This window comes from Zobellia sp. OII3, assembly GCF_002211465.1.
In the GTDB taxonomy this organism is placed as follows: Bacteria; Bacteroidota; Bacteroidia; order Flavobacteriales; family Flavobacteriaceae; genus Zobellia; species Zobellia galactanivorans.
Genome location: NZ_MWRZ01000001.1, coordinates 813,648 through 833,287, shown reverse-complemented (window position 1 = coordinate 833,287; position 19,640 = coordinate 813,648). Strand labels below are relative to the sequence as shown.

Annotated in this window: 14 protein-coding genes and 1 tRNA gene; 9 read left to right on the top strand and 6 right to left on the bottom strand. The window is 42.1% G+C overall.

Annotated features, from left to right (window positions below; all coding sequences use genetic code 11):
* Positions 1–29: 29 nt before the first annotated feature.
* On the bottom strand, positions 30–1,826 hold the full coding sequence (gene lepA, locus B4Q04_RS03485) for a translation elongation factor 4 (RefSeq protein ID WP_046287816.1): 1,797 nt from the start codon (positions 1,824–1,826) through the stop codon (positions 30–32).
* A 361-nt stretch (positions 1,827–2,187) separates the two neighbouring features.
* On the opposite strand from lepA, the gene B4Q04_RS03480 reads away from it, so the two are divergent.
* Positions 2,188–4,590: an outer membrane beta-barrel family protein gene (locus tag B4Q04_RS03480; protein ID WP_088696007.1), complete on the top strand. Its 2,403-nt coding sequence runs from the start codon at positions 2,188–2,190 to the stop codon at positions 4,588–4,590.
* A gap of 10 nt (positions 4,591–4,600) precedes the next feature.
* Here B4Q04_RS03480 and B4Q04_RS03475 read toward each other — a convergent pair whose 3' ends face one another.
* From B4Q04_RS03475 to B4Q04_RS03465, 3 genes are read right to left on the bottom strand one after another with little or no spacing between them, the layout of a single operon-like run.
* The gene (locus B4Q04_RS03475) at positions 4,601–4,786 is read right to left on the bottom strand and encodes a hypothetical protein (protein WP_046287403.1); all 186 of its coding nucleotides are present in this window, start codon (positions 4,784–4,786) and stop codon (positions 4,601–4,603) included.
* Positions 4,783–6,177: a radical SAM protein gene (locus B4Q04_RS03470; protein ID WP_088696006.1), complete on the bottom strand. Its 1,395-nt coding sequence runs from the start codon at positions 6,175–6,177 to the stop codon at positions 4,783–4,785. Before B4Q04_RS03470 ends, B4Q04_RS03475 begins: the two co-directional genes overlap by 4 nt.
* Complete coding sequence (locus B4Q04_RS03465; RefSeq protein WP_088696005.1) at positions 6,149–6,916, bottom strand: prolipoprotein diacylglyceryl transferase; 768 nt, start codon at positions 6,914–6,916, stop codon at positions 6,149–6,151. Before B4Q04_RS03465 ends, B4Q04_RS03470 begins: the two co-directional genes overlap by 29 nt.
* 67 nt (positions 6,917–6,983) lie before the next feature.
* On the opposite strand from B4Q04_RS03465, the gene dusB reads away from it, so the two are divergent.
* Positions 6,984–7,979: a tRNA dihydrouridine synthase DusB gene (gene dusB, locus B4Q04_RS03460; RefSeq protein ID WP_013993027.1), complete on the top strand. Its 996-nt coding sequence runs from the start codon at positions 6,984–6,986 to the stop codon at positions 7,977–7,979.
* Positions 7,980–7,990: 11 nt separating this feature from the next.
* On the opposite strand, the gene B4Q04_RS03455 is transcribed toward dusB, so the two are convergent.
* Positions 7,991–9,184 (bottom strand): ABC transporter permease, encoded by a 1,194-nt coding sequence (locus tag B4Q04_RS03455; RefSeq protein ID WP_088696004.1) that lies wholly within the window; start codon positions 9,182–9,184, stop codon positions 7,991–7,993.
* A 2-nt stretch (positions 9,185–9,186) separates the two neighbouring features.
* The gene (gene rbfA / locus B4Q04_RS03450) at positions 9,187–9,579 is read right to left on the bottom strand and encodes a 30S ribosome-binding factor RbfA (RefSeq protein WP_013993025.1); all 393 of its coding nucleotides are present in this window, start codon (positions 9,577–9,579) and stop codon (positions 9,187–9,189) included.
* A gap of 71 nt (positions 9,580–9,650) precedes the next feature.
* On the opposite strand from rbfA, the gene mce reads away from it, so the two are divergent.
* From mce to B4Q04_RS03410, 7 genes are all read left to right on the top strand, one after another.
* Positions 9,651–10,055 (top strand): methylmalonyl-CoA epimerase, encoded by a 405-nt coding sequence (mce, locus tag B4Q04_RS03445; RefSeq protein WP_013993024.1) that lies wholly within the window; start codon positions 9,651–9,653, stop codon positions 10,053–10,055.
* A gap of 57 nt (positions 10,056–10,112) precedes the next feature.
* Positions 10,113–10,186, top strand: a tRNA-Ile gene (locus B4Q04_RS03440).
* 1,003 nt (positions 10,187–11,189) lie between these two features.
* Positions 11,190–12,791: a type I restriction-modification system subunit M gene (locus B4Q04_RS03430; protein ID WP_088696002.1), complete on the top strand. Its 1,602-nt coding sequence runs from the start codon at positions 11,190–11,192 to the stop codon at positions 12,789–12,791.
* A gap of 80 nt (positions 12,792–12,871) precedes the next feature.
* Positions 12,872–14,527, top strand: a complete 1,656-nt coding sequence (locus B4Q04_RS03425; protein WP_088696001.1) for an ATP-binding protein — start codon at positions 12,872–12,874, stop codon at positions 14,525–14,527.
* A 106-nt stretch (positions 14,528–14,633) separates the two neighbouring features.
* The gene (locus B4Q04_RS03420) at positions 14,634–15,356 is read left to right on the top strand and encodes a hypothetical protein (RefSeq protein ID WP_088696000.1); all 723 of its coding nucleotides are present in this window, start codon (positions 14,634–14,636) and stop codon (positions 15,354–15,356) included.
* Positions 15,357–16,601 carry a restriction endonuclease subunit S gene (locus B4Q04_RS03415; RefSeq protein ID WP_088695999.1) on the top strand — a complete coding sequence of 415 codons (1,245 nt, stop codon included), beginning with the start codon at positions 15,357–15,359 and terminating at the stop codon, positions 16,599–16,601. It begins immediately after the preceding gene.
* Positions 16,598–19,597, top strand: a complete 3,000-nt coding sequence (locus tag B4Q04_RS03410) for a type I restriction endonuclease subunit R (protein WP_088695998.1) — start codon at positions 16,598–16,600, stop codon at positions 19,595–19,597. Before B4Q04_RS03415 ends, B4Q04_RS03410 begins: the two co-directional genes overlap by 4 nt.
* The last annotated feature ends 43 nt before the right edge of the window (positions 19,598–19,640 follow it).

Below are 19,640 nucleotides of genomic sequence, written 5' to 3'. Positions count from 1 at the left end.
CCTTACGTTCAACTCGTAAGGGACTTTTTTTAGTCGTTCAGTTTTAAAACGGCCATAAAAGCTTGTTGTGGTATTTCAACGTTACCCACTTGGCGCATACGTTTTTTACCTTTCTTCTGTTTTTCAAGCAGTTTTCTCTTACGTGAAATATCCCCACCATAACATTTGGCGGTAACATCTTTACGTAAGGCCTTTATGGTTTCCCTAGAAATAATTTTAGCACCGATCGCAGCTTGGATAGGAATATCGAACTGCTGTCTCGGAATCAACTCCTTTAATTTCTCGCACATTTTTTTACCAATGTTCTGGGCATTGTCAAAATGGATAAGTGCCGATAGGGCATCGACAGGCTGTGCGTTCAATAGAATATCTACACGGACCAATTTTGAGGTCCTCATACCGATCGGGGCATAGTCAAAAGAAGCATAGCCTTTTGAAACGGTCTTTAATCGATCGTAAAAATCAAAGACGATTTCGGCCAAAGGCATATCGAAGGTAAGTTCAACACGTTCTGTGGTCAGATAGGTCTGATTGGTGATGATTCCCCTTTTCTCGATACAAAGCGACATTACGTTACCGACAAAATCGGCTTTGGTAATAATCGTAGCCTTGATATAAGGTTCTTCTACGCGATCTATGGTCGAAGGGTCGGGAAGGTCCGAAGGGTTGTTTACGATCAATGGCTTTTCGGGATCCTTTCGGGTATAGGCGTGGTAACTAACGTTAGGTACGGTAGTTATTACCGTCATATCGAATTCGCGCTCTAAACGCTCTTGAATGATCTCCATGTGGAGCATGCCCAAGAACCCGCAACGAAAACCAAAACCTAGTGCCGCACTACTTTCGGGTGCGAATACCAACGAGGCATCGTTCAGCTGTAATTTTTCCATGGAAGAACGAAGCTCTTCGAAATCTTCGGTGTCAACAGGATAGATTCCCGCAAAAACCATGGGCTTTACATCTTCAAAACCTGCAATGGGGTTTTTGGTCGGATTGGCCGAATCGGTAATGGTATCGCCCACTTTTACTTCACGGGCATCTTTGATACCTGTAATCAAATAGCCCACATCCCCGGTTTTTATCGACTGTTTTGGATGTTGTGTTAATTTCAAGGTACCTACCTCGTCGGCAAAATAGCTTTTGTCGGTAGCTACGAATTTTATCTTTTGTCCCTTTTTGATCTCTCCGTTGATAACCCTAAAATAAGTCTCTACCCCACGGAAAGGATTATATACCGAGTCAAAGACCAATGCTTGTAGGGCTTCATCGGCATTTCCTTTCGGAGCGGGTACACGTTCAATAATGGCGGAAAGAATTTCCTCAATACCGATACCGGTCTTCGCACTGGCGGGAATTACTTCCTCTGCCGTACAGCCCAAAAGGTCTACGATGTCGTCGGTGACTTCTTCAGGGTTGGCACTGGGCAAGTCTACCTTGTTCAGAACGGGAATGATCTCTAAATCGTTCTCTAAGGCCAAGTATAGGTTCGATATGGTTTGGGCCTGGATACTTTGCGCTGCATCGACGACCAAAAGGGCTCCTTCGCAAGCGGCAATGGAACGCGATACCTCATAAGAGAAATCTACGTGGCCCGGGGTGTCGATCAAGTTGAGCACATATTGCTCACCTTTATAAATATATTCCATTTGTATGGCGTGGCTCTTAATGGTGATACCACGTTCTCGCTCTAGATCCATATTGTCTAGTAACTGTTCCTTTTTTTCTCGGGCAGTTACAGATCCTGTGAAATCTAAAAGACGGTCGGCCAAGGTACTTTTACCGTGGTCGATATGGGCGATAATACAAAAATTTCGAATATTCTTCATTGATGCTGAGCTCATTTCGGTAAGCAACTCCTTATTCATTAAGTAGGCAAAGATACGTTATTTTCGTACTGTTTTGTACAATAACGAAAAAGCAAGCCTAATTGTAGATGTGATCAGGGCAGAACCCGCGGATTTTCAAGGGTATCCTTTACGCTCTTGGGGGGCAATGCCCCAGCTTGAGCTGTATTTCATGTTCGTCCATTTACAAGCCAAGGCTTACGTCAGAAGGATTTAGGGGCTGAAATAAGGACTACGGCTGACATTTAATGTAGGCTACGTAGGGCTTTGTAATTTTTAAGGCTACATTTATTGTAGGATTTTACCGAAAATTGTTAGATTTGAGCAAGAATCCTACAGTTTTATGAAGCGTTTTTTATGTCCCTTATTTTTTATGTTCTTTTTTAATGGTGTGCTTTATTCCCAGGAACTAAGCATAACGGGTGTTGTAAACGACGAAGAAGATCACGCGGTTTCTTTTGCCAACGTACTTTTGTTGAGTGCTACCGATTCTAGCTTGGTGACAGGAACTTCTACCGATGAAGCGGGCGCCTATGAACTACAAAATATTACGGCTGGCCGTTACCTGATCAAGGCCAGTTATATCGGAAACGAGAGCGATGTAATGGCATTTGATCTCGATACGGACAAAGAGTTGGCCCCATTGGTGTTGGAAGATACCGATCAAAAATTGGACGAGGTGGTGGTCACCTCACAAAAACCGAGGTTGGAAAGAAAAATAGACCGATTGGTTTTTAATGTGGAAAACACGGCCTATGCGGATGGAGACGTCTGGGATGTACTCAAAATAACCCCTAGCGTGATGATCGTAAACGATAAGTTGAGCGTTAAGGGCAGTAACTCGGTAGGACTCTTGATCAACGGGCGAAAAATAAACATTCCCCATGACGATATCGTAAACCTCTTGTCAGGTACTTCCGCTTCCAATGTCGAGAATATTGAAGTCATAACCAATCCACCGGCCAAATACAGTGCGGAAGAAAGTGTGCTTATCAATATTGTGATGAAAAAGAACATAATAGCAGGCTATAACGGTGCGGTTTATAATAAATACGTACAAGGCGTATTGCCGAAGCATACCATAGGCACCGACCATTTTTTTAAGGGGAAGAAAACCCAATTATCCTTCAATTATAATTTTGGACATGACAGAAAGGTGGTCTACTATACCGATATCACCAATTTTCCACAAAATGATGGCTCCCTATCTACCTGGACGGCAGAGCAAGAACATTTGAATCGAAACAAAGAGCACAATTTCTCCCTCTTTTTTGACTACGATATTAGCGAAAAGAGCCGGTTGAGTTTTACGAGCATTACCCTGTGGGAACCCGAGATTGCGCGAGTATACGATACCGATACCGAATTGACCGGCGATAGCCGTTGGTCGAGTTTCGAGACCTTGAACAATGCGGAAAGGGAAAAACTGAACACCTCGTATTACATCGATTACATTCAAGATTTGGGCGAAAATGGCGAGCAATTATCCTTCAATGCCCACTATACCTTTTATGACGAGACCGACGCACAACTACTCAATACGGCTTTTTACAATACGACAGGCGGATTGGCCGGGGAAAACGATTTTACTACCGATGCCTCACAAAAAATCAACCTGTACAGTTTTCAGGGAGACTATGAGGCTCCTTTAGGGGATAACGGAAAAATAGAAACGGGCCTTCGCTATGCGGGAATAGCCTCTAACAGCAGTATTCTGCAAGAAGGCTTCGATCGTGACCAACCGGGTATTGACCCTTCGGCCTCGAGTAATTTCGACTATGACGAGTCTATTTATGCGGCCTATGTTTCCTATTCGGGCAAATGGGACCGTTGGAAGTTAAAGACGGGCCTACGTGCCGAATACGCCCAGACGGAAGGGGAATGGGATATGGAGCCTCAATTCAACGAACGTAAAAATTTTCAGTTGTTCCCTTCCGGATCGATCCAATTTAGTCCCAATGAGAAACACGACCTCAACCTGTATTACTTTAGAAAGATTTCTAGGCCCAGATACAATAGCATCAATCCCTTTCAAACCTTTCAAAGTACCTTTTCTACTATTGAGGGCGACCCAGAACTATTGCCTTCCACCAGATATTATATAGCCACAGGATATACTTATGACAAGTCCTATACGGTAGAATTGTTCTATAAAAGGAAGAAAAACGGACTCGCACAATTGATTTTTCAGAACAATGATAACAACTTGTTGCGCTTTATTTCTTCAAACCTAGACCAAGAATGGGCCTACGGGATAGATTTATCGCTCAATAAAAATTTTACCGATTTTTATAATTGCTATGTCTTGGCCAGTTTTTATAATGAAACCTTCCGTTTTTCCAACTTAAGTACCAATGAGCCGGTAGAACTGGACCAGTTTAGCTGGTTTGTAAGAACGAGCAATAGTTTTTCCTTCTTGAGCGATCGTTCCCTTACGGCCGACCTTAATTTGGTCTATACGGCACCTATGCTTTCGGGCAACTCTAAATTCGATGCCTTCGGGGCATTGAACCTCATGTTCCGTAAGACCTTTTACAATAAGAAGCTGAGCATATCCCTAGGGGTGGAGGATATCTTTAACCAAGGCAACCAGTTCAATACACGAAATTACCAAGACCAGAACGGAACCTCATTGCAAAGAGGGGAAAATAGATTATTGGTTACCGGTCTACGCTACAGGTTCGGAAACTCTAAAATACGCGATAACAAGAAGTCTAAGAGGGTTGATGAACGCAACCGGATCTAAATCTGCGACCTTACTTCGTATCCAAGCTAAAATTACTCAGCATAATTCCGCAAGTACCAAAGCTTATGAGCAGGTAAACACCGGTTAGAATAAAGAAAGTCTTGGCCATTTTTTTCTTTTTGCTCGCCAAACCTACAATGGCCAGAATCAAGAAAATTATAGGAGGCCCTATCATTAGAAATACAAGCGTAATCATACCGTTTCGTTTTGTAGTTGTTCTAAGTACTTTACTTTGTCATCCCTATAAAACAAGTTCATCGTTTCAAAAGGAATGATTTTATAGTCTTTGTTCACGATGTGTACACATGATTTTTTAATGGCACGTACATCAAAGTTATGGGCGTCTATAAACTGCATGATGATAATACGGAAGAGGTTGTCGTAACCGAGTTCCGGGGCATCGATCTCTGGCAAACAGCACATGATGCTCTTTAAGTTCTCCGAAGCTTTTTCAACGGAATTACCGGTACTGAAGAGCTCTATCATTTTTCCGTGAAGCGCCTCGTCTTGCTCGTAGATAATGGTGTTCTTGCCCTCGTTCAATAGATCGTCAGGGTTGATGTAGCGGGTAAGCGGACTCACCTCATCGCCCAATTTTAAGGCGTAGGCCATGACCAGGGCGTCGGGGTTGCAGGGTACGGGGATCAGGTCGTCGCTTTCAAAAATGGGCGATTGTTCCAAAATCTTTCTCCGTACCTCGGTAAGGGTTATTCGGTTGTCATCTACTTCAAAATTCTCTAGACGGCCCGCAATTTGCGTGGGCTGAAAAGTAACCCCGCGTACGCATTTTTGTTTGAGGGCAAAATCTATGGTATCGCCCATTTCATGGTCGTTCAATCCCTTTTGTAAGGTAACGACGAGCGTGGTCGACAAGTTGAGCCGGTTCAGGTGTTCCAAGGCCTTTAAACGTATATCGGCCATATCGGCGCCCCGTAGCGTTTGTAGTACCGCATTGTCCAACGAATCGAACTGTAGGTAAATTTCAAAATCGGGGGCATAGCTCGCCAGTCGCTCCGCAAAGGCAAAATCCTTGGCAATTTTAATCCCATTCGTATTTACCATCAAGTGTCTAATGGGCAAGGTCTTGGCGTAATCCAGAATTTCGAAAAATTGGGGATGGATGCTAGGTTCACCTCCGCTAAGCTGTACCACATCGGGCTCGCCCTCGTTCTTGACGATAACGTCGAGCATTTTTTTGATTTCCTCCAAGGTGCGATGCCTTCCATAGGAAGGGGAAGACGAAGCGTAACAGGTAGGGCAGGTAAGGTTACAGCGATCGGTGAGCTCAATTACCGTAAGGCAAGAGTGTTGCTCGTGGTCGGGGCATAGGCCACAGTCATAAGGGCAGCCATAATGCGTTTTGGTATTAAAGGTCTTGGGGTATTCGGAAGCCTTGTTGTAGTTTCTGATGTTTTTATAGTATTCGATATCATCGGCAATAAGCACTTTGCTCCTTCCGTGTTCCCTGCAGTTTTTGAGCATATAGACCTTGTCGTTCTCAAAAATGATCTTGGCATCTACACGCCGTAAACATTGGGGGCAAAGGCTTAGGGTAAAATCATAGTAGGTGTAATCTTTGGTAGGCATAGGCAATTCCTTGACGGATCGTTTTGTAGTAGTACAAAAGACAAATTAAGCATAATATTTGGATGCTGCTGAGCCCAAGAACAAAAAATGTATTGGGTTTCAAGAACTCGATAAAGAAGCGGAAAGAGAAGTAAAGGATCATAAAAATTTTAAAGAGCATGCCGCTTTCCAAGGCTTGGGCCCTGGTTTTTATCCGTTTTAAAAAAACGAAGAGCACGATTAGAAAAAGGACTTCGTAAAGGGCAATGGGATGCCTGCTGAGTCCGTCCCCCAAATCCATCCCCATAAAAAAGGAAGTTTCCTTTCCATAGGTAAATTCCTTGGTCCCCGCTAAAAAGCATCCTATCCTACCGATGATAATACCAAGAACAATAGGCAGGGTAAAGAGGTCTCCCGACGATTGCTTTTCCCCGATGATCCTCTTGGCCAATTCCACGCCCAATAGGCCTCCGAACAGCCCGCCCATAATGGTCTTGTTGTTCATGAGTACCATCCACCCCTGTTGGTAATGAACTAGGGGCTCTTCCAAAAAAGCCACGAGCCTGGAAAGTAGCAAGGCCCCAAAAATGGCCCCGATGATTATGGTCAGCCTATTGTTGGAAGAAATGGCGTCGGTGCTGCGTTTACGGGAAAATACATAGTACCTAAAGGCAATGAAAAACGCCAGATATTCGAGAATCAGGTGCATATTCCATTTTATACCGAAGAGTATGGGTTCAAAAGGTAGTGTTAAATCCATAGAACGGGGTAAAGATAGTTATGTTCTGCATTTTAATGCCTTGTAGATTAGTTGTAAATTTGCGGCCATGCCAAAAATAGGAGACATTCAATTGCCTGATTTTCCGTTGCTTCTTGCCCCTATGGAAGATGTAAGCGACCCACCCTTTCGTGCCCTCTGTAAAGAGCAGGGTGCCGACGTGGTGTATACCGAGTTTATTTCTTCGGAAGGATTGATTCGCGATGCCGCGAAAAGTGTAATGAAGTTGGATATCTATGAAAAGGAAAGGCCCGTTGGCATTCAGATTTTCGGGGCCAATCTAGACTCTATGCTGCAATCGGTAGATATTGTAGAGCAATCGAAGCCGGATATCATCGATATCAATTTTGGCTGTCCGGTGAAAAAGGTGGTCAGCAAGGGTGCCGGTGCCGGTATTTTAAAAGATATAGACCTTATGGTATCGCTCACCAAGGCCATGGTGGAGCGCACCAATTTGCCCATTACGGTAAAGACCCGCTTGGGATGGGACCATGATTCCATTAAAATAGTGGAGGTGGCCGAGCGTTTGCAAGACGTTGGCTGCAAGGCCATAGCCATTCATGGTAGGACCCGGGTGCAGATGTATAAGGGCGAGGCCGACTGGAAGCCCATTGCCGAGGTAAAGAACAACCAGCGTATGCATATTCCCGTGTTTGGAAACGGCGATGTAGATTCGCCCGAGGCCGCAATGCGAATGCGTGACGAATATGGACTTGATGGTGCCATGATCGGCCGTGCCAGCATTGGTTACCCCTGGTTTTTCGATGAGGTAAAGCACTATTTCAAAACCGGAAGCCACAAGGCGCCCCCCAGCATGCAAGAACGTGTAGACGCCGCCCGCCGCCATTTGCAAATGGCCATCGACTGGAAGGGCGAAAAACTAGGGGTCTTTGAAACCCGAAGGCATTATACCAATTACTTTAAAGGCATTCCCAACTTTAAGGAATACCGTATGAAGATGGTCACCAGCGACGATTCCGTCGATGTATTTTCGGCCTTTGACGAGGTGCTTGAGAAATTTGGCGACTACCAGTTTACTTCCTAAACCAAGGAAGATTAAATCGCGATCATTTTTTTGGTAATCCGGCTACTCGCAATTTTAGAGGCGATGATTCCCAAAATGAATATGGTACCGAACACGATCAGAACATTGATCCATTGGTATTCTACGGGATAGGCAAGGGAAGGCGTTATTTTCAGCCATCCAAAAGCCAGTTGCGACCAGATCAGCAGTGAAGCGAAGACCACACCTATAAATCCGCCCAAGCCCGTAACCAACACGCCCTGCATAAAATAGATGCGACGCAGTTCCTTGAGGGTCGTGCCCAGGCTGTATAGGGTTTTTAGGTTTTGCAGCTTATCTAAGATCATCATAATAATGGCGCCGACGACATTGAACAGGGCAATGCCCAAGACCAGGGTAAAGATGAGATAGGTGGCCAAGTTTTCGGTATTGAGCATGCGGTGCAAGGTGCTATTGAGCTCTTGTCGGTCTTTTAAGACCACTTTGTTTCCGAAAACCGCGGCAATTTTGCTTTTTACCGCGCCCAATTGCGTTACATTTTGCACTTTAAAGTTGACGCCCGATACCTGGTTGGCTTTCTTTTCCAACAGTTGCTGTACCGAAGGCAGATCGGCAAAAACGTATTTTTTATCTAAGTTTTCCTCAACGGAGTATACCCCACTGAGCACCAAGGCCTTTGTTTTTAGCGATTTTTGGGTGAGGGAGCCCTTGCCCGGCTTAAGGGCAAGTACCACCAAGGGGTTTTGGTACTGGTTGATGGTAAGCCCGAGAATGTTGGTGATGCCGATACCGGCCACGGCTTCTTGGCTATTGATCCGCCAAGTACCGTACAAAAGCGTGCTGTCAATACCCGTAACATGGGTGTAATTGGTGTCAATGCCCTTGATAAAGGCAATATGGCCCTTTTCGCGATGTTTGAGGTATACCTTTTCCTCCAGTTCCTTAGAATAGAAGGCAAGGCCTTCGATCTGGGCAAGTTCTGCTTCCTGTTCGGGGGAAACGCTAAAGAATTTGCCCGTTGCGGGCAAGGCTTTTAGGTCGGGGTCAAAGGTATTGCTGAACGAAAGGCTGAACGATTTGAGTCCCGCAAATCCCGAAAGCACGATAAATAGGGCTGCCGAGCCTATAACCGTTACCAAAAAGGTAATGAAGTTTATGACGTTCACCGCATTTTGACTGCTTTTGGAACGCACATAGCGCTTGGCGATGTAAAACGGAAAATTCAACCTTATAGTTTTTTTCTCTTGTCCAAAAGGTCTCTGTTCTCAATAGGGTTCTCTTCGCCCTTAAGCGATTTTTCAATGTTCTCGATATAATCGAGTGAATCGTCTAAAAAGAACAATAACTCGGGCACCCTGCGCAATTGGTGCTTGGTGCGCTGTGCCAATTCGTGCTTGATGAGGGGCTGATTTGATTTTATGCCCTCCATAAGTGCCTTGGCCTCTTTGTTCGGAAAAATACTGATATATACTTTTGCAATGGAGAGGTCGGTGGTCACCGAAACTTTCGTAACCGAAATCAACGTACCTTTTAACCCTCCTTCAATGGCGGCCCTTTGTAGAATATCTACGATATCTTCTTGTATGACCCCCGCAATCTTTTTCTGTCGTTGTGTTTCCATACCGCAAAAATACGGAGAAATAGCGTAAATTAGGGGGATAAACACCGATAGGGACAAAAATCATCGATCATTTGGAAAAAATTGAGCACATCGGCATAGCCGTAAACGATTTGGAGGCGGCCAATGAACGCTTTGGGAAGCTTTTGGGCCAAGACCACTATAAGGTCGAAGAAGTGCCCAGCGAAGGTGTCCGCACCTCGTTTTTTAAGACGGGCGACAGTAAGATAGAACTGTTGGAAGCCACCGACCCAGAGGGCCCGATCGCCCGGTTTTTGAGCAGGAAGGGCGAGGGCGTTCACCATATAGCCTTTGCGGTAGACGATATTGAAAAAGAGATGGAAAGGTTAAGGGGCGAGGGCTTTGTCTTGATTAACGAAAAACCCAAGAAAGGGGCTGACAATAAGCTGGTTGCTTTTCTGCATCCGAAGAGCAGCAACGGGGTGTTGATCGAATTATGTCAAGAAATACGAAAGTAGCCGTTAAAATAGCTTGCACCACCAAAAAATAAGTAGTAATATTGCAGTCCAATTTTTGGTCCTATAGCTCAGTTGGTTAGAGCACCTGACTCATAATCAGGTGGTCCCTGGTTCGAGCCCAGGTGGGACCACGGAAAACCCTTAGAAACACTATGTTTTTAGGGGTTTTTTAATTTAAGGGCGGCAGAAAGGGTGACATTTTTTTTTGGCTGTCAAACAAGGTTAGTTCTTGGGCTTTAAAAATGAGCTTATTTCTAGCCTTATTTTGGTAAGTTTGAAAATAAGAAGGTGAAGTATGGAAATTAAACTAACCAACAAGGAAAAACAATATATCTCCGAACAAATGGAATCCGGAAGATACACCAGCCCCAATAAGTTTTTTTCCGAAGTACTTTTGATTCATTCTTTATATTCGAACGAAGAACATACTCTATTAAAAAAACAAATTTTGAAAGGTTGGGATGGACGGAATAGTAAACTTACTATTCAAGATTTGGTTAATTTTTACAAAACACATTAAGGTATTTTCTATAAGCTTAAACCCCCACTTTACTTTAGTCTTTATGCTTCTCGTAGAAAGGCTTATAAAAACTCTTTTACAACACAAGCTTTAATCTTTTCAAAAATTTTCTATCAACAATAGCATCAAATAACCATTATATATGAATTTTTGAATTTCAGTGTAATCCCACTATCTTAGAAAGTATAAAATTAAATATCCGAAAGTAACATGGAAAAAGTACTTGATAAGTTAGACCGCCTGGAAAAATCGCTTAATACAAAGTATAATGTGATGTTGGGCATGACGGCTTTTCTTGGAATTGTGATAGTTCTCGGTTCTATTCTAATTGGTCCTATGTGATAGATTTTAGCTATGTTGATGTAATACTTTTTTGCGCATTGTCTTCTGTTATACTTTAAAAACAGAAAAAATGTTTAGTAATAGTCAATCAGGGAGATATAACTATAATTTATTTTTTTGTAAAAGGTTTTGGGCGAGAAAAAAAGGGCCTTTTGCATAAAGGTTTTACAAAGAATAGATGTTAGATTTTTCTTTTCTCTGTTTTTAGATATGGTTTCTTATTTTTGATTATAATTATTTACTCCCCCTTAAAAATCCAGTATACACTATATATGGCCAAAGCAGATATTGATTTTGAAAAAGAACTATGGGATGCCGCCAACGAACTTCGTGGTGCGGTTTCCGAGAATAACTATAAGAATTATATTTTACCATTGGTCTTTTTAAAACACCTCAGTGAGCGATTTGATATTGTAAAAGAGGAACTTGAAAACACCTTGAACGAACCAAGTTCCGAGTATTACACTACCGATCATGAGGAAAAAGACTATGTATTGAGCGACCCGGACGAATATCGTTCGCGTAATACGTTTATGATACCGAAAACCGCTTCTTGGCAGTATTTAAAGGATAACGCGGAGCAAGACGATATCAAGGTAAAGGTAGATGACGCTTTTGATACCATCCAAGATTTACTTACCGCCTACAATCCGCAGCTGAACAACCTTCTACCAAGAATATTTGTAAAGAGCGAACTTTCGGCAAAACAAACCGGTGGTATCATCAACCTGCTCTCCCATCCTAAATTCTCGGAAAAGGAAAACCCCGAGAGCGACATTCTAGGCCGTATCTACGAGTATTATATTGGCCGTTTTGCCATGGCAGAAGGTTCTGGTGCGGGGCAATTCTTTACGCCAGGAAGCATTGTACGTCTTTTGGTGGAACTATTGGAACCTTATAAAGGAAGAATCTTTGACCCTGCCTGTGGTAGCGGCGGTATGTTCGTACAGTCATTGAAATTCATTAAGGAACACGGCGGCAATAAGAGCGACATTTCTATTTACGGTCAAGAAATGACGGCTCAAACCCTGCGTTTATGTTTAATGAACCTGTTGCTGCGCAATCTTTCTTTTGATATCAAATTAGGGAATTCTCTGTTAGATGATAAGTTCCCTGATTTAAAGGCCGATTTTGTAATCGCCAACCCTCCTTTTAATGTCAGCAATTGGCACCCTGAGGATCTGCCGGAAAACGACACCAGGCTTTTTGGTCCACGGGAAGAATTCACTACAGATGGCAGTGCCAATTATATGTGGATGCAAACTTTTTGGCACCATCTGAACGACAGGGGTACGGCTGGCGTTGTAATGGCCAACGGCGCCATGACCTCCAATACCAAAGGAGAAAAAAATGTACGGCAATATATGGTAGATAAGGGCATGATCGATTGCATCGTTCGTATGCCCGATAAGCTTTTTTTGACCACTGGCATACCTGCCTGCTTGTTTATTCTTAGCAGAAATCGTGACGGTAAAGATGGCGAGCACCGCGAGCGCATGAACGAAATATTGTTTATAGATGCAGCAAAGATGGGTAAAATGGCCAGTCGTAAACTACGGGTTTTTGAAGATGCCGATATTAAAAAAATTGCAGACGCCTATCATGCGTACCGAACGGTTCCCGAGGCTCTTGAAGGGCGCTCATTAGCCCCCTATAAAGATGAGCTTGGCTTCTGTAAGGCAGCCACTGTAGAAGAAGTACAAAAGCAGGATTATAAACTTACTCCCGGCATTTATGTGGGTACAGAAGCTGAAGAAGATGATGGAATCCCCTTTGAAGAAAAAATGGAGGGTTTAAAGGCTGCTTTGTTAGAGCAGTTTGAAAAAGGAGAAAAATTGAAAAAACAAATAGTAGCCAATTTCGATAAATTTTAAACGCGGTGTTCACTAAAACCAAATGTTCATGTTACATGAACAATGAAAAAAATGAACAAAAACTATAATAAATACATGTCATGGCAGTGTTCGAAGACAGTCAAATAGATTATAAAAGTTTGAAGAAAGTCACGGGAAAAACTGCTGACTTTTCGAGTCTTGCTGAGACCTGCGTGGCTTTTGCCAATGCCCAGGGGGGAGAGCTAGTCATAGGAATTGAGGATAAAGAAGCTGCTCCAGACGAGAATCAAAAAATATCAACTGAAATAATGAATAAGACGGTTGCTAGGTTAAGAGATATGACCGATGCCGTTGGCTTTGTTAATCCAGAAATAATTACTCATGAAAATGGTGGACAGTATTTTAAATTCTCAATTTTTCCAACTACAAGGACAATTGCCACTACATCTAGTGGAAAAGTTTTTGTCAGGGTAACAGATAATAGTGTACCAATAGCCGGTGAGGAGTTAACCAATTTGGCGGCTGAAAAAAATGCATTTCAATGGGAATTGGTTTCTGTAGGGAAAATTACACTTGATCAAGCGGATATAAACGAGGTAACATACTTTGTTGAACAAATTCAGGAATCAAAATTAGTATCTGATTTCATCAAACAGAAAACCACAGAGGAAATACTAGAGCATTATCAATTAATCAATCAAGAAGGGCATCTTACCAATCTAGGAACAATTTGGTTGGGTAAAGCATCTCAAAGGGCCCGTTTAAGTTATCCGATAACCGTTCAATACATTGTTTATAATGATTTAGAGGAAAAAATACGAAAAAAGGATTGGCATTTTCATTTACATAATCCGAAGAAATTATTGTTAGAAATTGAAAAGGAAGCTGTTGAATTAAATTACTCTACAGAGATATCTAGTGGTCTTTTTAGAAAACAGATAAGGAATTACCCTACTGAGGTTATTAGAGAATTACTCACCAACGCCATTGCCCATAAGAGATATACACTTTCCGGGGATATTTTTATTGAAGTTTATCCTGATAGGATGGTGATTTCTAATCCAGGTGGTCTCCCGTTAGGTATAACTGCAAATAATATTCTGCATGAGAGGCAAAGACGTAACCCTCACTTAATTCTCACTCTGCAAGACTTAGGGCTGATGGAAGGCGAAGGGTCTGGTTATGATTTAATTTATGAAAAACTAGCCAGGGAGATAAAGCCCTTGCCGAATATTGAAAGTAATTTTAATAAAACATCGGTCACAATCTATTCTGGGGTAGTTAACAAAGAGGCTTTGGAAATACTTGATTACGTTGCACAGCATTTTAAACTATCCCAAAAAGAATTCACGGTTCTGGGTATAATAGCTTCAGAGAAAAAAATATTATCTACACAGTTATCCCAAAAATTACAGTTGAATACAGAAGATAGATTAAGCAGTTGGATTGGCAGTCTATTGGAAAAAAATATTCTAATGTCTAGGGGCATTAAAAAGGGAACAGAATATCTTTTAAATCCTGCTTTGTTTGCCCAGTCTAAACTAAATATTAAGCCATCATTAAAAACGATAGACAAAGAGCAATTGAAACATTTGATTATGGAATATCTAAAATATAATGGTGAACGCTCTAAACGAGAAATACATCAGCATATTCAAGACGTAGAAATTGATGATGTTCAAAAATGTCTTTACAGATTAGTTGAATCAGAAAAACTGACTACTACAGGCGCACGTAGGAATAGAAAATATATTTTACATAAAAAAAATAAATAAAAAATAAAATCGAAAATAAAAATTACAAAATGCTGATTATCAATATCTTATTTGTTTTTAAATATCTAAACATGTAATAAAAATAATTCTTGAACTAATTAAATAAATGAAAGAAGGCGAATACATACGCATACTAGAAAGGAATAAAGCCGAGTTGGAATTTTTTCAATCGGGTAAGTATGTTTATCGCTTTCTTCCTTTAGAACGTTTACTTGAAACTTTGCACAATAAGCAACTTACTTTCGTATCACCAACGAAATGGAATGACCCTTTTGACAATTTTCTCTTTCGACAAAATGGTATTTCAAATGATTCATTTTTAAATCGTTTGTATGTCATGTGCTTTACACATAATCCACATAGTCAAGCCTATTGGAAAACCTATTCGCCCAATGAACATTGTGTGCGTTTAAGGTTACGCAAAGATGTACTTATTCAAGTAATTCAATCTATCCCAGAAAAAGTTTGGTTGGGCAAAATGAAGTATGAATATGAAACTAAATTGGTTGAAAAATTAAAAGGAACGAAAGGCTTAAACGCCTCTTTAAAAAAACAAGATCCAGATGAAGTTTTTCTTAAAACATTTCATCTTAAACGTATGCCTTTTAAGTATGAAGAAGAATCGCGGATTAGTATTTTAACTACCAAAGCAAATCCAAAAGGTCTACGAAAAATAAGCTTTGACCCAAAACAACTAATCAGTCAAATGTACTTAGACCCTAGAATGGGTGATCATGAAGTGAAAGCTTGGAAAGAATATTTTAAGCAATTCAAAATACCTGTTCAACGTTCTTTACTTTTTAAAAATAAAAAAATTACAATTCAATAAATGCCCGAAAACTGGAAAACATATAAGCTTGGAGATTTAATCGAAGTCAATTCAAATTCAATTCGAAAAGGAGAATTAGAATGGTTACATTATATCGACATTAAATCGGTTGGATCTGGCTTTTATGAAAGTCCAACAAAACTCGATTTTAAGGATGCACCGTCAAGGGCAAGAAGGTTACTTTTAGAGGGGGATACTGTAATATCATCCGTGAGACCAAACCTCAAGTCATTCTTTTATGCAAATAACCTTAAAGAAAATACCATCGCATCTACTGGTTTTGCTGTTTTGACTCCTAAAAAAATTGACCCGCGTTTTCTTTATTATTTAACCACTAATGACAATTATATTGATTTTCTAGTTCAATCTTGTACTGGGAGTGCTTATCCAGCTTTTGGACCAAAAGTAGTTACTGATTCAACTGTTACAATCCCCGAAATCAAAGAACAACGCGCCATCGCCAGTATCCTCTCGGCCATAGACGACAAAATAGAGAACAACCTGGCCATGAACAAAACCCTCGAAGACATGGCCATGGCACTCTATAAACATTGGTTTGTAGATTTTGGACCCTTCAAAGACGGCAAGTTTATCGACTCTGAATTGGGTAAAATTCCTGAGGGGTGGGAAGTAAAAACATATTCCGATATCACAACAAAAATCACAGACGGAGCTCATTATAGTCCTAAAACTTATGATAAAGGTTTTCCTATGGCATCAGTAAAAGATATGAATGCTTGGGGATTTAATCTTAATACATGTAGAATAATTGGAGAAGATGACTACAATAAATTGGTCTCACAAGGTTGTCAACCTTTGAAAAATGATATAGTTATTGCAAAAGATGGAAGTTGGTTAAAACATGCATTTGTAGTTGAGCATGATTTGCCATTGGTTCTACTCTCTTCAATAGCAATTCTTAGACCTAATGGAACATTAAATCCTCACTTAATTAATTTAAATTTAAAATTGGAAGAAACAAAAGGCAGAATGGCTTCAATAGTTACTGGAGCCGTTATTCAACGAATTGTTTTAAAAGATTTTAGAAAATTTGAAGTTGTAGTTCCTGATATCAAAAGTCAAGAAAATGCTTGTAAAGACATCGTTCCACTTATTGAAAAATGCTGGGCAAACAACAACGAAAACCAAACTCTCACTCAACTCCGGGACACCCTACTCCCCAAACTTATTTCAGGCGAAGTGCGCCTAAAGGAATTTAAAGAAAAAATAACCGCAGCCCTATGAGCCTAAACGAACATACCGCCCAAAATGCGGCCATTGCTTGGTTACAGGGCCTGGGCTATACCCATATACCGGGCAATGCCTTGGAGCGCGACCTTAAAAAGGTGGTGTTGGAAGCGGAGTTCAAGAACTTTCTAAAAACTACCTACCCAGAGGTACCCGAAACAGCACGCAATGAGGCCTTTGCCCAGTTTACCCAACATGAGGGTATGGAGATTGCTTATCGTAACCGTGATTTTCACCGCAAACTCACCCAAGGTTTGGACATCGCTTGGAAAGATGCCCAAGGCAATGAAAAGGCAAAACACCTATACCCCATAGATTACACCCATCCTCAAAACAACAGTTTTATCGTAGCTGACGAAGTCAGTATCGTAGGCAAAAACAGCCGCCGCACGGATTTGCTTATTTTTATCAATGGGTTGCCGCTTATTGTCTTTGAGTTTAAGAACCCTTTTGACTCCACCGTTGGGGTTGAAAATGCGCATAGGCAAATCCATAACTATGTGTTAGATATTCCACAGCTGTTCGATTACAATGCCATTTGTGTGGCATCAGATGGTCTGGAGGCCTTGCACGGTATGTATTCCTCCGCCTTGGAATGGTTCGCCCCCTGGAAAAGTTTGGATGGGGACGATACCGAGCAAAAAGCAGAGCTACAATTAGAGGTGCTTTTGCATGGGCTATTTCCTAAAGAAACGCTATTGGATTACCTACAGCATTTCATTTTTCACGAAGACCATAACGGTAAGATCATAAAAAAGGGAGCCAAATACCACCAATATTGGGGCATAAGCCGTGCCTTAGAAAGTAGTTTAAAAAACATAAAACCCCATGGCGACGGTCGTTTGGGGGTCATTTGGCATACCCAAGGCTCCGGTAAGAGTATTAGTATGGCCATCTTAACGGGCATCTTACGCCAACGCCCGGAACTGAAGAACCCGACCATTGTAATACAGGTAGACCGTAGCGATCTGGACGAACAATTATATGACAATTTTGTACTCGCCAAAGATCTGGTAGGCGATGTACAGCATGCCAAAAGTACCGACCACCTCAGACGTTTATTGAGCTCCGATGGCGGTGGGGTAATTTTTACCACTATAGAGAAGTTCAGGTTAAAAGAACTAGCGGACGGAAAAGAAGTACAACACCCTGTTTTGAGCGAACGCTTTAATCTTATTGTCATGGCCGACGAGGCGCACCGAACCCAATACGGATTTGAAAGTGGCGGTTTTGCACAAAACATTCGCCGGGCCTTGCCCAATGCCTCATTTATTGGTTTTACCGGTACGCCGGTAGATAGTAAGGATGCGGATACCGAACAGGTTTTTGGCCCCACCATTCACACCTACGATATTAAACAAGCCGTAGAAGACGGTGCCACGGTGCCCATTTACTACGAGCCCAAAATGGTACCGCTCAACATAAAGGCGCAATACACCCAAGAATTGGAAGAGGTAGAGGAACAGGCCGAAGATACCACGGTAGGGGTTTGGGCTGCGGTGGAAGATGCGGCAGGTGCCGAGGATCGCGTAAAGACCGTTGCAAAGGATATTTTAGAGCACTTTAACGCACGTACTGCAACGTTGGACGGCAAGGCCATGATCGTATGTATGAGCCGCAGAAACTGCGTAAAAATGTACGATGCCTTGACCGCTTTGGAAGGTTGTCCCGAAATTGCCGTGATTATGACCAGCAACCCGGGCAAAGACCCCGTGAGCTGGAATCCCCACATGCGGACCAAAGATGCCATGGAAGCGGTAAAGGCAAGATTCAAGAACCCGGAAGACCCGCTTAAAATGGTCATTGTACGCGATATGTGGCTCACCGGTTTTGATGCTCCCTGTGCCCATACCATGTATGTGGACAAGATTATGAAAGGCCACAATTTAATGCAGGCCATTGCCCGTGTCAATCGGGTTTTTGAAGGTAAACCCAATGGATTGGTGGTCGATTTTATCGGTATCTCAGGTTTTCTGGCAGAAGCCACCAAAAAATACACCGGTAGCGGCGGGGCGGGTAAACCCACTTTAGATCTGGATGCAGCGGTCGAATTGTGTTTAGAGCAATTAAGCATAGTCAAATCCTTAGTGGGAGGGTTTGAATTGGATACCATCAATGGAATGCCTGCCACGGAGAAAATGAAGTGGACAACAGATGTCGTAAACAGGTTGTTAAAAGACGATGCCACGACAGAAGGCTATCTCAAGGAAGAACGAAAGTTGAGCGAGTTGATGGCCATGACCAATTCAGATGAACGGATTTGGGCTATTCAAGAAGAGGTGGCCATCCTTCAAAAATTTAGGGAGCAAATACGAAAAATAAAATATCCGCCAGGAGCACAACGCACCAAAAACGACCGTATAAAGGACCTCATCAGCAGGTCTTTGGAATCACAGGCCATTGTAGACCTAGCGGCCATGTACAACCTCGATAAAATCGATATCTCTATTATAGACGACTCCTTCCAGGCTATTGTAAAGGACAAAGGCGCCGAAAACATAAAAATAGAGCTCCTGCGCCGCATTATCAACGATGAGTTGAAAGTGCGTATGAGCAAGAACATCAAAAAAGGACGTAAGCTCAAGGAAGAACTAGAGAAAGTACTGGGCAAATACCATAAGAATAGTTTGGATTCCATCGCCGCAATAAAGCACTTGCTGGATATTGCGAACGATATGAAGGAAGATGATAAGCGAACCAAGGAACTAGGGCTTACCGAAGACGAACTCGCTTTTTACGATCTGCTTTCCGCCAATAGTGCCATCTTGAACGAGGCCGGCCCAGTTCAGGATTTGGTACATAACGTGGTAGCGTCCGTAAAGAAAAACCTGCAATTGGACTGGACCAAGAAAGAAGATGCCAAAGCAGCTATTCGCTTGGCGGTCAAAAAAGAACTCCGGGGCAAAGTCCCTTTCTCAGAATTGGACAAGCTACTAAAAGAAGTTATTGAACAGGCCGAAGGGCAGTATGCGGAGTGGCCGTTGCTTGGTTGATATTTTGGAAAAATTTATTCGTAAAATAATTAGGAAAAATAAG

Bases quoted from the DNA above. Each gene is read 5' to 3' on its own strand.
- B4Q04_RS03475 (WP_046287403.1), bottom strand. From the start codon at position 4,786: ATGATTACGCTTGTATTTCTAATGATAGGGCCTCCTATAATTTTCTTG.
- B4Q04_RS03470 (WP_088696006.1), bottom strand. From the start codon at position 6,177: ATGCCTACCAAAGATTACACCTACTATGATTTTACCCTAAGCCTTTGC.
- B4Q04_RS03465 (WP_088696005.1), bottom strand. From the start codon at position 6,916: ATGGATTTAACACTACCTTTTGAACCCATACTCTTCGGTATAAAATGG.
- dusB (WP_013993027.1), top strand. From the start codon at position 6,984: ATGCCAAAAATAGGAGACATTCAATTGCCTGATTTTCCGTTGCTTCTT.
- B4Q04_RS03430 (WP_088696002.1), top strand. From the start codon at position 11,190: ATGGCCAAAGCAGATATTGATTTTGAAAAAGAACTATGGGATGCCGCC.
- rbfA (WP_013993025.1), bottom strand. From the start codon at position 9,579: ATGGAAACACAACGACAGAAAAAGATTGCGGGGGTCATACAAGAAGAT.
- B4Q04_RS03410 (WP_088695998.1), top strand. From the start codon at position 16,598: ATGAGCCTAAACGAACATACCGCCCAAAATGCGGCCATTGCTTGGTTA.
- B4Q04_RS03480 (WP_088696007.1), top strand. From the start codon at position 2,188: ATGAAGCGTTTTTTATGTCCCTTATTTTTTATGTTCTTTTTTAATGGT.
- B4Q04_RS03425 (WP_088696001.1), top strand. From the start codon at position 12,872: ATGGCAGTGTTCGAAGACAGTCAAATAGATTATAAAAGTTTGAAGAAA.
- B4Q04_RS03420 (WP_088696000.1), top strand. From the start codon at position 14,634: ATGAAAGAAGGCGAATACATACGCATACTAGAAAGGAATAAAGCCGAG.
- lepA (WP_046287816.1), bottom strand. From the start codon at position 1,826: ATGAAGAATATTCGAAATTTTTGTATTATCGCCCATATCGACCACGGT.
- B4Q04_RS03415 (WP_088695999.1), top strand. From the start codon at position 15,357: ATGCCCGAAAACTGGAAAACATATAAGCTTGGAGATTTAATCGAAGTC.